Annotated in this window: 9 protein-coding genes; 5 read left to right on the top strand and 4 right to left on the bottom strand. The window is 69.6% G+C overall.

What is annotated here, in order from left to right; all coding sequences use genetic code 11:
* Positions 1-201: 201 nt before the first annotated feature.
* The 5 genes from AC1HFW_RS07650 (at position 202) to asd (ending at position 5760) form a co-directional block, all read left to right on the top strand.
* Positions 202-921: a response regulator transcription factor gene (locus tag AC1HFW_RS07650; RefSeq protein ID WP_006394852.1), complete on the top strand. Its 720-nt coding sequence runs from the start codon at positions 202-204 to the stop codon at positions 919-921.
* A 4-nt stretch (positions 922-925) separates the two neighbouring features.
* Entirely contained in the window at positions 926-1807 is an 882-nt protein-coding gene (locus AC1HFW_RS07645) for an HpcH/HpaI aldolase/citrate lyase family protein (protein WP_479282529.1), read from the top strand.
* Positions 1808-2043: 236 nt separating this feature from the next.
* Positions 2044-3678, top strand: a complete 1635-nt coding sequence (locus AC1HFW_RS07640) for an ATP-binding cassette domain-containing protein (RefSeq protein ID WP_006394850.1) — start codon at positions 2044-2046, stop codon at positions 3676-3678.
* Between the two features lie 33 nt (positions 3679-3711).
* Positions 3712-4704 (top strand): AraC family transcriptional regulator, encoded by a 993-nt coding sequence (locus AC1HFW_RS07635; protein ID WP_479282527.1) that lies wholly within the window; start codon positions 3712-3714, stop codon positions 4702-4704.
* A gap of 189 nt (positions 4705-4893) precedes the next feature.
* The gene (gene asd / locus AC1HFW_RS07630; RefSeq protein ID WP_006394848.1) at positions 4894-5760 is read left to right on the top strand and encodes an archaetidylserine decarboxylase; all 867 of its coding nucleotides are present in this window, start codon (positions 4894-4896) and stop codon (positions 5758-5760) included.
* Here asd and AC1HFW_RS07625 read toward each other — a convergent pair.
* Genes AC1HFW_RS07625 through AC1HFW_RS07610 form a run of 4 tightly spaced genes read right to left on the bottom strand, consistent with a single transcriptional unit; the run spans position 5757 to position 12274 of the window.
* On the bottom strand, positions 5757-6287 hold the full coding sequence (locus AC1HFW_RS07625) for a DUF3304 domain-containing protein (RefSeq protein WP_479282524.1): 531 nt from the start codon (positions 6285-6287) through the stop codon (positions 5757-5759). The genes asd and AC1HFW_RS07625 overlap by 4 nt on opposite strands.
* A 38-nt stretch (positions 6288-6325) precedes the next feature.
* The gene (locus tag AC1HFW_RS07620; protein ID WP_162876365.1) at positions 6326-8485 is read right to left on the bottom strand and encodes a T6SS phospholipase effector Tle1-like catalytic domain-containing protein; all 2160 of its coding nucleotides are present in this window, start codon (positions 8483-8485) and stop codon (positions 6326-6328) included.
* The gene (locus tag AC1HFW_RS07615; protein WP_479282522.1) at positions 8482-9348 is read right to left on the bottom strand and encodes a DUF4123 domain-containing protein; all 867 of its coding nucleotides are present in this window, start codon (positions 9346-9348) and stop codon (positions 8482-8484) included. The genes AC1HFW_RS07620 and AC1HFW_RS07615 overlap by 4 nt, the downstream gene beginning before the upstream one ends.
* Positions 9341-12274 carry a type VI secretion system Vgr family protein gene (locus tag AC1HFW_RS07610; protein WP_479282521.1) on the bottom strand — a complete coding sequence of 978 codons (2934 nt, stop codon included), beginning with the start codon at positions 12272-12274 and terminating at the stop codon, positions 9341-9343. Before AC1HFW_RS07610 ends, AC1HFW_RS07615 begins: the two co-directional genes overlap by 8 nt.
* Positions 12275-12361: the final 87 nt, after the last annotated feature.

Below are 12361 nucleotides of genomic sequence, written 5' to 3'. Positions count from 1 at the left end.
CGCCGCAATATGCCGCGCCGCCGCAACGGCGATAATGATATTCTCCGCGAGAGCGCCTCGAGGGGATCACACCGATGGCGCCGTATCCGGCCTGCGCCAGGCGGATTCATCCACACCAATAAGAAGCCTTAGCATGAAAGGAGCGGAAAGCGTGTTTGCCCTTGGAGCGCCTCGCGCACAACCGCTAGCTCGTCCGGCGCCGTGACCATCATCATCGTCGACGATCACGGGGACTGGCGCGACACCATCGCCGAATTCATCCACGACCTCGGCCTGGGCGAAGCCATCCTCACCGCGGGCTCGCTGTCCGAACTCGACCAACTGCTGCTGAGCGTGACGCCCGGCATCCTGGTGCTGGACGCGATGCTGCCGGACGGCGACGGACTGGCGCGCGTGTCGCACCTGCGCACCACCTATCCCTCGATGGGCATCATCATGCTCACCGGCCGCCTGTTGAGCGAAGACAAGGTGTCCGGCCTGAGCCTGGGCGCCGACCATTACCTGACCAAGCCCGTCAACCTGGCCGAACTAGGCGCGACGCTGGTGTCGCTGTCGCGCCGCCTGCGCGTGGTGCCGGCCGCCAGCCCCGAAGCGCCCAGCGCCGAGATCTGGCGCTTCGATCCGGCGCGCCGCATGCTGGTCTCGCCCAAGCGCATCCACGTCGACATCACCGACACCGAGAGCCGCCTGATCGGCGCGCTGATCCAGGCCGCGCCGCTGCCGCTGTCGCGCGGCCGGCTGGTCGAGGCGCTCGGCGCCAGCGCCGAGGCCTACGACACCCATCGGCTCGACGCCCACATGCACCGCCTGCGCCGCAAGCTGCGCGCGCAGGCCGGCGGCGACATGGGCATCCGCACGGTGTATGGCGTCGGCTATGTCTGCACCATGCCCGTGCAGGTCATCAGCAATCCCAAGAGTTGAATCCATGTCCCTTGCCGCCCGTCCCCGCCGTTCCGTCCTGTACATGCCGGGCGCCAATGCGCGCGCGCTGGACAAGGCCCGCGGCCTCGATGCCGACACGCTGATCCTGGACCTGGAAGACGCGGTCGCGCCCGATGCCAAGGCGCTGGCGCGCCAGCAGGTCGCCGCGGCCCTGCGTGCCGGCGGCTATGGCCGGCGCGAATGCGTGGTGCGCGTCAATGCGCTCGATACGCCGTGGGGGCTGGACGACGTGCGCGCCATCGCGCAGGCCGGCGCCGACGCGGTACTGCTGCCCAAGGTGCAATCGGCGGCCGAGCTGGACGCGTTGGCGCAAGCGCTGGACGCGGCCGGCGCGCCCGCCGCGCTGCCGTTGTGGGCGATGGCCGAGACGCCGCTGGGATTCCTGCGCCTGGACGCCATCGCCGGCGGCCACGCGCGGCTCGCGGCCATCGTGGTGGGCACCTCCGACCTGGTCAAGGACCTGCACGCGCGCCACACGACCGAGCGCCACGAAACGCTGCTGGCCCGTTCGCTGGCGGTGCTGGCCGCGCGCGCCCATGGCCTGGCCGTGCTGGACGGCGTCCATCTGGACCTGGATGACGACGCCGGCCTGGCCGCCGCGTGCCGCCAGGGACGCGACCAGGGCTTCGACGGCAAGACGCTGATCCATCCGAAGCAGATCGCCGCCGCCAACGCCGCCTTCGCCCCGACCGATGCGGAACTCGCCAGCGCGCGCAAGCGGCTCGACGCCTGGCGCGCGGCCCAGGCCGCGGGCCAGGGGGTGGCGGTGGTGGACGGCGCGCTGGTCGAGAACCTGCACGCGCGCGAGGCCGAGCGCCTGCTGACCCTGGCCGACGCCATCGCCGCGCGCTCGACCCCGGCCTGAGGCCCGCCACGCCGGCATCAACCCGGCCCCGGGCACGGGTCCGCGCGGCCAGCTACAATAGTGCCCGCGATCGGATGGGCATCCGCCCCGTCCGCCAGCCGCGCCCAGCGCGGCCAGCCCATCGCGCCACCGGCGCGATCGCTCCACGGTTCCTTCTTTTGCGCCGCAGTTTGTGGCGGGAGCCTTGCCGCGCTTATTCCACACCACCCCGGTCGCGCCCTCCAGCCACACGATTCATGATCCGCTTCCAACAAGTTTCACTGATGCGCGGCGTCAAGCCCTTGTTCGACAAGGTCGACCTGCTCCTGAACCCCGGCGACAAGATCGGCCTGATCGGCGCCAACGGCGCCGGCAAGTCGAGCCTGTTCGGCCTGCTGCGCGGCACGCTGCACGCGGACCAGGGCGACCTGGACTACCCCGCCAGCTGGCGCATGGCCTACGTGGCGCAGGAAACGCCCGCGCTCGACCGCCCCGCCATCGAATACGCCATCGACGGCGACGTCACGCTGCGCAAGCTCGAAGCCGAGCTGGCCGCGCTGGAAGCGGAACCCGAGAGCGCCGAGAACGGCCTGCGCATGGCGGACATCTACGCCGCGCTGGCCGACGCCGACGCCTACACCGTGCATTCGCGCGCCGAGCAATTGCTGACGGGCCTGGGCTTCACGCAGGCGCAGATGCAGCTGCCGCTGACCAGCTTCTCCGGCGGCTGGCGCATGCGCCTGAACCTGGCGCAGGCCCTGATGTGCCCGTCCGACCTGCTGCTGCTGGACGAGCCCACCAACCACCTGGACCTGGACGCCATCATCTGGCTGGAAGACTGGCTCAAGCGCTATCCCGGCACGCTCATCGTCATCTCGCACGACCGCGACTTCCTGGACGGCGTGGTCAACGTCATCGTCCACATCGACGAACGCAAGCTCAAGCGCTACTCCGGCAACTACTCGTCGTTCGAGCGCCAGCGCGCCGCCCAGCTCGAACTGGCGCAAGGCATGATGGAAAAGCAGATGCGCCAGCGCGCGCACCTGCAGTCGTTCATCGACCGCTTCAAGGCCCAGGCCAGCAAGGCGCGCCAGGCGCAGAGCCGCATCAAGGCGCTGGCCCGCATGGAAGAAGTGGCGCCGCTGCGCGCCGCCGCCGAGTTCTCGTTCGAGTTCCGCGAGCCGCTGCGCGCGCCCAATCCACTCTTGACGATGGACAAGGTCAGCGCCGGCTACCGCAACACCGACGAGGACAGCGGCGTCACGTCCGACAAGATCATCGTCTCGGGCATCGATTTCTCGCTGCAGGCGGGCCAGCGGCTGGGCCTGCTCGGCATCAACGGCGCCGGCAAATCGACCTTCATCAAGACCATCGCCGGCGAGCTGCAGTCGCTGGCGGGCGACACGCAGTTCAACAAGGGCCTGTCGATCGGCTACTTCGCCCAGCACCAGGTCGAGATGCTGCGCCACGACGAATCGCCGCTGTGGCACATGACCAAGATCGCGCCGACGGTGCGCGAACAGGAACTGCGCAACTTCCTGGGCAGCTTCAATTTCAACGGCGCCATGGCCACCAGCTCGATCGCGCCGTTCTCCGGCGGCGAGAAGGCGCGCCTGGCGCTGGCGCTGATCGTCTGGCAGCGCCCCAACCTGCTGCTGCTGGACGAGCCCACCAACCACCTGGACCTGGAAACCCGCGAGGCGCTGACCACCGCGCTGGCGCAGTTCGAAGGCACGCTGGTGCTGGTGTCGCACGACCGCCACCTGCTGCGCGCCACCACCGACCAGTTCATCATCGTGGCCGACGGCCGCTTCAGCCCGTTCGACGGCGACCTGGACGACTACAAGGACTGGCTCTACAAGACCAAGCTGTCGGCCAAGGCCGCGGCCTGACCGCGCGCGCCGAACCGGCATAGAATCGCAGGCATGTCCCGCCGCGCCGCGGCGGCCGTGCCTGCCTTCTCATGCCCTGAACCCATGGACAGCCTCAGCCAGCTCCTGTCGACGGTCGAACCCGCCGGCACGGTGGACCTGCTGTGCCGCTACGGCGGCCGCTGGCGCGCCGACCACCCGCAGGCGCCGGCGGGCCACGTGCCCTACCACGTCATCCTGCACGGTGAAGGCGTGGCCCGCGTGGGCCGCGACGAACTGGCGCTGCGGGCCGGCGACATCCTGCTGCTGCCGCACGGTGCCTCGCACCTGCTGCGCGGCATCGACGACACCGCCCCGGCCGCGCCACTGCCCGCCGATATCCGCCACAACGGCGTCCTGACCGAACTGACCCAGGACGGCCCCGGGCCGCGCCTGGAAATGCTGTGCGGCGTGTTCACGCTGGGCCGCGCCGGCAACCTGCTGCTGATGGCGCTGCCACAGGCCATGGTGCTGCGGGCCGCGGCCATCGGCGACAACACCGCCCTGGCCGCGTTGCTCGGCTTGATGCGGGCCGAGGCCGAGCATCCGCGCCTGGGCGGCGCGGCCATCATCAATCAGCTGTCCACCGCCCTTTTCACGCTGGTGCTGCGCGCCCTGGTCCACGACGGCCAGCAGACCCGCGGCCTGCTGGCCCTGATGGCCGATGCGCGGCTGGCGCCGGCGGTGCAGTCGATGCTGCTGGCGCCCACCGAGCCGTGGACCCTGGCGTCGCTGGCCGAACGCTGCCACCTGTCGCGGGCGACCTTCGCGCGCCAGTTCGTCCGCGCCAGCGGCCTGACGCCGCTGCGCCTGCTGACCGCGATACGCATGGAACACGCCGCGCGCCAGCTCGAGCGCCGCAAATGGTCGGTGGCGCGCGTGGCCGCCGAATGCGGTTACCAATCGGAAGCCGCGTTCGCGCGCGCCTTCAAGCAGCACTTCGACGTCGGGCCGGGCGCCTACCGGCGCCAGGGCCTCGCGCCGGACGATGCGGCGCAGGCCGGATAGCGCGACGCGGCCCGTCGAATCGCGTCACGAAAGCTGTCCGCCCCATGGTCCATTGGCGGCCGGACGCGTTACAATCCCGCGAATTGCACGCCCGTGCGCATGCTGCCACGCAGACATCGACACCGCCCCGCGCGTGACGACCTCCAACCACGTCCCGCTGTCCGCGGGACGCGTTTTTTAGCGCCCTAGATGCCGATCAAAGACCAACTTTTCCTCGCCAGCCAGTACCTCGCGCCGCATCACCTGGTGTCGCGTTTCTTCGGATACGCCTCGGACTGCCGGGAACCCGCGGTCAAGAACTGGATGATCTCGCGCTTCGTGCGCAAGTATGGCGTGGACATGCGCGAAGCCGAGCAGGAAGACGCGCTGGCCTACGAGTGCTTCAACGATTTCTTCACCCGCGCCCTCAAGCCGGACGCGCGGCCGCTGGACGAGGAACCGGGCGGCGTGCTGTGCCCGGCGGACGGCGCCATCAGCCAGATGGGCGCCATCGAGCATGGCCGCATCTTCCAGGCCAAGGGCCACAGCTATGGCCTGGCCGACCTGCTGGGCGGCGACGCCGAGCGCGCCGCGCCGTTCCAGGGCGGCGAGTTCGCCACCATCTACCTGTCGCCCAAGGACTACCACCGCGTCCACATGCCGGTGGCCGGCACGCTGCGCGAGATGATCCACGTGCCGGGCCGCCTGTTCTCGGTCAATCCGCTGACCGCGCGCAACGTGCCGCGCCTGTTCGCGCGCAACGAGCGCGTGGTCTGCATCTTCGACACCGAGCACGGCCCCATGGCCGTGGTGCTGGTCGGCGCCATGATCGTGGCCTCGATCGAAACCGTCTGGGCGGGCCTGGTCACGCCGTACAAGCGCCGCGTCAAGGCCGTGCGCTACGACGACGCGGCGCGCGCGCCGATCCACCTGGCCAAGGGCGCCGAGATGGGCCGCTTCAAGCTGGGTTCGACCGCCATCGTGCTGTTCGGCCCGGGCAAGGTGCGCTGGGCCGACACGCCGTCGGTGCGCGGCCCCGTGCGCATGGGCGAATTGCTGGCGCTGCCGCGGGACTAGCGCGCCGGCGGCGGATTCTTTTCGACGAAGCGCCGCAGGTCCGCGGCCGTCTCGTTCCCGGGCGACGGCAATCCCTGCAGGAAGCCTTCGGCGCCCGGGCGCGCCGCGGACGGTTGCAGGTACACCTCGCCGCCGGGCAGGAACACCGCCCAGATGTAGCCGTCGTGGAACGGCTCGAACGGCAGGATGGGCGCATCGCGGCTCATCAGCTGCTTCTCGCCGCGCTTGAACATGGAATCCGTGCGCCATTCGACCCGCATCGTCATGCCGGGCTTCCATTGTGTCGAGATGGAAACGCAGCAGGTGCCCGACGTATAGGCGTGCCCCCTGACGCCCGCGGCCCAACCCTGATCGATGTAGACGGGCGCCACGCCTTCATCAAGATAATTGATGATGCCAAGCCGCACGCCCAGCGTATCGGGAATCGGCTCGCCCTGAGCCCTTGCGGGAGTCATCGCCAGCGCCAGGAGCAGCAGGACAAGCCCTGACAGCAGGCAGCCGCCTGATCGCAGCCAGGCCGGAAACATGGACCCGCGACGCCAGGGATTGGTTGATGTCCACATGGCTAGAACCTGGGCAAGGCGTTGAAATTCATCGGCATGTTCTGCAAGGCGCGCTGCGTGTCCTCTCGTTCCTTCTGCGCTTCCCGCAGGGCCCGAACCTGGGGATTGGCGTAGACCGAACGCCAGCGCAGATACCCCCACTGCCAATAGAACTCCCGCCCGCCCGGTTGCAGCGCCAGGTCATTCGAATTGGCGCGGTAGCGCGCCAATTCGGCCTGCTCCGCTTTGTTGGGCCGCGCGATCAGGGCCAGGTCGGGTCGGCCGATGGCGATGTATTCTTCCGCCTCCTTCTCGCGTTTTTCCAGCTGTTTGATACGGTCCTGCTGCTGCGCGATCCAGACGTCGTCGTCCTTGCCCAGCGGCTTGAACCAGGCGCGGGAATCATGCACGAAGTTATCCAGCAAATCGATCACCGCGGCGGCGGGCCTGCCAGGCAGGTTCCAGACCGTGCGAAGCTGATCGAGCCACATTTTTTCCTTGTTGCCGCGCAGCAGCAGCATGACGCTGTCATAAAGGCGGGCGCCTTCGCTGCCCGGACCGGGCATCATCGTCGGCGTCCTGGAGCGCTCCAGGGCGTTGTCCGTGGTCAGCTTGCGCACTTCCAGCAGCAGCTCCTCATTGGCCTGTATCAGGTCTTCGTAGTCCTGCGGGTAGTTTGCCCGGGCGCGCACCGCGCTGGGCGTGGCGCCGATCCACTCGGGTCCGCGTTCGGCACGCAGGCGCCGCCAGCGCAGGTACTGTACATAGTGGTTGTACAGGATGCGCGTGGACGATGTCTGCTTCTGTGAAATATCGCGGGTGGCCTCCACGTAGGCATTGAATGCCGCGCGCAGTTCGGCGGACACCTCGAATTGGCTCTGGAATTCGGCGGGGGCAAGGTGCAGCCGCACCGGAACGCCCGCCTGCACCGCCTCTCGGTACATATCGCACAGCGGAATCTGGGACAGCTTGTCGCTGTCCTTGGCGCCGCGCCCCTGTTCCCCCGGCTTGTAGCCACCGCCGACGTCCGAATGCACGCCCGGATAGACGATTTCCTCGTAGTTCGGCCCGTCGATCAGATCCAGCGGAAAGGATCCGCGCACCTCGTGCGCGCCGACCATGTGGACGCAGCGCGATACCAGGTTGGGAATTTCCATATCCTTCTTGCGCGCCCAGGCGCCGTGCCCGTCCCACACCTGTTCGCTCACGCTCTGGGCGATGCCGGCGGACGCGACCGTGTCGAAAATCCCCATGAAATCAATATCGACCTTGATGCCCGCCAGGCGCAGCACGCCATCGCCGCGGGGGGAATAGAACGAGATGCCTTCCGGGGGATCGCAGGCATCCTTGAGCCAGTTGGCGAACACCCGCGCCTCGGCCGCGCCCCGCGAAAAGCCGAAGATGGACACCCGGATGCGCTCGACCTTTGGATTGGTGTCCAGGTAGCCGCCCAGCAGCGTGCGCAGATCCCGATTGCGCCTGGACAGCACCGTGTAGCGGGCCATGTCTTTCGGCTCGGTGTTGTTGACATCGCGCACACGCAAAAGGGTATCCACGAACCCTTGCGTGCGCCGGGCCAGGACATCGGCCGCATCGCCTGGTTTCATGCCGGTGTACGCGGCCAGCGGCACCTTGGCCGCCTTCGCCAGGTCTTCGACCTGCAGGCGCGACAAGGCGATATCCGCGCTCATTTCCCGCACCAGCGTCGTCGCGCGCTGGCCCAGGGCATCGGTCAAGGTTCTATTAGGCACGAAATGGCTATAGAGGTTGTTCTGGAATTCCAGCAAGGCCCAGTTGATGCGGGCCTCCCCTCCCCAGCCGGCGGCGGCGCCGGCCTGCGCGTGAGCGCCCGTGCCGGGGTCGCCCACCTTCTCGACGCAAGGCGTGCCCACGCCTTCCACATAGGTCCGGAAGCGGTGCTGCCGCGCGCTATAGCTGGGATCGATCGTGTCGTCGAACACGGAGTACAGGCGCGCCACATTGGTCTGCGTGTGATTTCCCGCCTTCTCCGACATGTACATGTTGTTGCGCGTGCCATCGAAGAAGAAGCCGAAGAACAGCTCGATCGAGCAATCCGTGCCGGCCTTTTCGCCCATGCGCTGGCAGGCCTTGCGCTGCTCGCGGAAATCCAGGTCCGAGGGGATCTCGCGGCAAGGGCCGGCGAAGCGGAATTTGAAGGTCATGAGGACAGTTCCGAACTGGAAACGGCAAGAGATGGCGCGGCGCTGGCGGGCGCCAGCATGCCGTGGCGGCGCAGCAGCGCCAGGCCATGCCGGTACGCCAGCGCTTCGTTGTCCAGGCCGCGGCGCGCCAGTCGCCGCACGCCTTCCAGGATGCATTGGTACGCCGTCGAGGGCGGGCAGATCAACGCGCCGAACAACGGCGCGCGCAGTTGCACGAAGCGCAGGATGGCGTCGGGCAGCGCCAGCAGGTGCAGATGGCGCTGCTGGTCGGCGGCGATCACGTAGGGTTCGGTCTGCGCGTCCGGATCGAAGCTCGGATCCCCTTGCGCCACCCGCAGCGCGCCGCGGCGGTCGACGTACGACCAGCGCGAGATGCCCGCCAGCAGCCGCTGGCGCTGCGCCGGCGCGAACACCTCCAGCAGCGCAGCGAAGGATCGCGTATCGGCCAGGCGCAGGAGGTAGGCCTTGCCCTCCGTGTTGACCGCCTCGATCTGGCGGCGCAGATGATCGGCCAGTTGATCGAGCGGCGCCGACGTGGTCAGCAGGCTCATCATCGGCTTGCCGCGCGTGAGCCGCATGAGCTTGTCGCACACGGGCGCGCGCAACGCCGGCACCCACGACAGCCGCAGCAGGTACGGCGCCACCTGGTCCAGGCCCTCGCCCTGGTAGCGGCCGGCGTAGAGCGAGCAGTAGTCCTCGGCGTCCAGCCAGCGCGCCAGCCGCTCGGGCAGGCGCGGCGAGAAAGCGGCGTCGAGCAGCACGTAGCGCTCCGGCATGTCCGGATGGTTCCAGGCCGCGTCGTGCAAGGCCTGCGCCACGTCCGGCGTGGCCGGATCGATCCAGGTGTCGCGGTCCTCAAGCATTCTTCACCGTCATCGCGGAACCGCCCGCGGCCGCCTCCACCGCGCAGCTGACGCACACGCTCTGCGGGAACTGCGGGAAGGGATACGGCAACTGATCCGGCCCGGCGAACTGCTTGTTGCCGGTCTTGACATCGATGCGGCCCGGCGCGGTCACGGTGATGTTGCCGCCCTCGAGCACGATGCTCGCGCCGGCCGCCGTGGCGATGCGGATGCGCTTGGGCGCGGCGTATTCCACCGCCGTGTTGGCGCTGCCGATCGTGATGTCCTGCTGCGCTTGCACCCGCAGGATGTCGTGCTGCGCCTGGATGTCGACGTTGCCCTTGGCCGAGATCAGGTCCAGCCCGGACTCCGCCCCGCCCTGCTGCAGCCCCGCCACGATCCCCAGCCCCTGGCCCGTGTGCAGGCGCAGCGCGCCCATCACCGCCAGGTTCTGGTCCTTGCCCGAGGACCAGTGCACCGCCTCGCCGGCCGTGTACTGCAGGTGCTGGCCGGCGATCTGCGCCAGGCCCGCGCGGGCCGCCATCAGCACCACCGGATCGGTGGGATGCGCCACCTTGCCTTGCGCGGCATCGGTATGCTTGGCCGAGGCGTCGCCGAGCGCGCCATCCACGCTGTCACCGGCCACCGTGCCCGACACCGTCCGGTGCATCGCCGCCAGCGGCGCCTTGTCGCCATCGAGCGCGCTGGCGCCCGGACCGCGCGTGCCCTGCACCGTCGCCAGCCGCAGCCCCTGGTGCGCGCCCACCACGCCATCGAGCGAACGCGCCATCTGCTCGGTCTGGCTGGCCAGCGCCTGCACCCCGGCCGCATCGCCGATGGCGCCGGCATTGCCGCCGGTGGCGGTATAGGTGCTCAGCAGCACGCCCGCGCCGCCTCGCACCGCGCCGTAGCCGTCGGTGCGCAGCTCCGCGCCCAGGCCGCGCAGGCCGCCGCGGTAGTTGCCGGCCTGGTGGATCAGGTGGCCCAGGTTCAGTTCGCTGGCCTGCGCGCTGCTCTTGAGCTGCATGCGCAGCTGGCCGTCGGTGTCGTCGAACACGATCTGGTTGTAGCCCGCGCCGCCGAACTCCTTGCTCTTGAAGCCGCTCAATGCGGCCGCGTTGCGGTGGTTCTCGTCGCCACCGGCCGCGCCGTGCCAGGCCGGCGCGTTGCCCGAGGCCAGGTTGGCCTGGGCGCTGGGCGCGCCGTCGCGCGCGGCGGCATAGACCTGCGTGTCGGCCTTGGCGCCCTGGCGTCCGCCCGGCGTGGCGGGCGTGCCGCCTTCGCCGCGGCCGTTGTACAGCGCGCCCACCACGATGGGTTGGTCGATGTCGTCGTCCAGGAAGCGCACCAGCACCTCCTGGCCGATGCGCGGCACGAAGCTGATGCCCATGCCCGCGCCCGACTGGCGCTGCGCCACCCGCACCCAGCGGCTGGCGGCCTCGCCCTCGGCGGCGCCGGCCTGCCAGTGGAAGCGGATGCGCACATCGCCGCGCTTGTTGCGCAGGATCTCGTCATTCTCTTTCGGTTGCGTGCCGCCCTCGGCGTCGGTGACGACCGCGGTGTGCACGCCGTGCACCGACGGCGCGCCCGTCAGGCGTGCGCCGCGCTGCCGCGCCAGCGCGGGCCGCCAGGGCCGGTCACAGCGCACCGCCTCGAAGCGGTTGGCGTAACCGACCTCGCGCGCCTTGGCCAGCACGGCCGGATCAGGGGATTGCGGCGCCTCCGCCGGCAATCGGCCAGCCAGCAATCCGTCCGTGACGGCGTCATCCGATGCGGGATCGGCCATGCCGCCGCCAAACCCGGCGTGGTCCACGGCCTCGCCGTCCAGTGTCAGATACGCATCCAGCCCGCCCAGCCGCTGCGCCAGCGAAGCCTGGGTTTCCGGGGGCAGGTTGTTGATGCCCACATGCTCGATCCAGTCCAGCGCGAAGACCGGCTCGAAGCCGGACTCGCCCGAAGGGCCCAATGACGACAGGTCCCGCAGCGTGAAGCGCGTGCCCGAGCGGAACGTGCGCACCACCCCGCGGCCCGCGAAGGTCTCGGCGCGGGCGCGCACGGCCTCGCGCGCCAGTTCCGCCTGGCGGCGGGCCTGGGCCTCGTCGGCAAAGCCGCCATGGCCGGCAATCTCGTACCAGTCCAACCCATGCTCGTCGCCGCTCCCGCTGGCCGCGTTGACCAGCGATTGCGCGGCCACGGCGCGCTTGCCGCTGTCGTGCCAGCCCAGCACGGTGATGCTGTCCGGCGTGCGGCGGCGCTGGCGCACCAGCGCCTGCACGGTGTCGCGCGATTCGGTCGCGGCGGCGCGCTGGAAGCGGATGCCGCCGCCGGCGGATTCGGCGTCCTCGGCCAGCGTGCGGCTGTCGGCGAACAGCTGCACCACGTGGCGCGCGGGCACGCTGTCGTCTTCCAGCACGGTCCAGCCCAGGCCGGCCTCGGCCAACAGACGGGCCAGGAAGTCGTAGTCGCTCTCGCGGTATTGCGTGATGTAGGGGCGCGGCTTCAGGCCCGCCAATGCCGGTTCGACGTCGGCCGCCAACCGGTAGACATAGCCTTCATAACCATCGAGCACGTGGCGCACGATGTCCAGCACGGCCTTGCCTTCGAACACGCGGCTGGCGCGCCGCTGCGTGGCCAGCCACAGCCACGGCGCCACGGTCAACCGGTAGCGCGCCAGGCCGGCGTCGCCCGACAGCAGCTCGGCCTCGCGGATCACGCCGCTGCGCGCCGCGCGGCTGCCGTCGGCGCGCGTGGTCCACAGCGTGACCGGACGCGAGATCATGTCCTGCAGCGACAGGCCGGCATCATCCGACAGCGCCACCACGCGCAACTGGCCCACGCCGGAAAGCGCCTCGCGCGCGATCCAGCCCTCCACCTGCAAGGACGCAAGCGCGCCCTCGCCCTGCAGGCGATAGAGCCGCGAATCGGAATTGAACAGGCCGCCGCTCATGGCTGCCTGGAACGCTGGAACAGGGTTGAAGCCGGCACAGTCAGGGGTCTCCCATGCGCAGTCCTACAGCGAGGCCAAAGAGAAATA

The organism is Achromobacter sp. ISS7 (assembly GCF_056523125.1).
The sequence above is the reverse complement of the archived record's forward strand: the minus strand, read 5'-3'. Positions and strand labels throughout refer to the sequence as shown.

Coding starts and splice junctions, on each gene's coding strand:
- AC1HFW_RS07645 (WP_479282529.1), top strand. CDS start 926: ATGTCCCTTGCCGCCCGTCCCCGCCGTTCCGTCCTGTACATGCCGGGC.
- AC1HFW_RS07640 (WP_006394850.1), top strand. CDS start 2,044: ATGATCCGCTTCCAACAAGTTTCACTGATGCGCGGCGTCAAGCCCTTG.
- AC1HFW_RS07635 (WP_479282527.1), top strand. CDS start 3,712: ATGTCCCGCCGCGCCGCGGCGGCCGTGCCTGCCTTCTCATGCCCTGAA.
- asd (WP_006394848.1), top strand. CDS start 4,894: ATGCCGATCAAAGACCAACTTTTCCTCGCCAGCCAGTACCTCGCGCCG.
- AC1HFW_RS07625 (WP_479282524.1), bottom strand. CDS start 6,287: ATGTTTCCGGCCTGGCTGCGATCAGGCGGCTGCCTGCTGTCAGGGCTT.
- AC1HFW_RS07620 (WP_162876365.1), bottom strand. CDS start 8,485: ATGACCTTCAAATTCCGCTTCGCCGGCCCTTGCCGCGAGATCCCCTCG.
- AC1HFW_RS07615 (WP_479282522.1), bottom strand. CDS start 9,348: ATGCTTGAGGACCGCGACACCTGGATCGATCCGGCCACGCCGGACGTG.
- AC1HFW_RS07610 (WP_479282521.1), bottom strand. CDS start 12,274: ATGAGCGGCGGCCTGTTCAATTCCGATTCGCGGCTCTATCGCCTGCAG.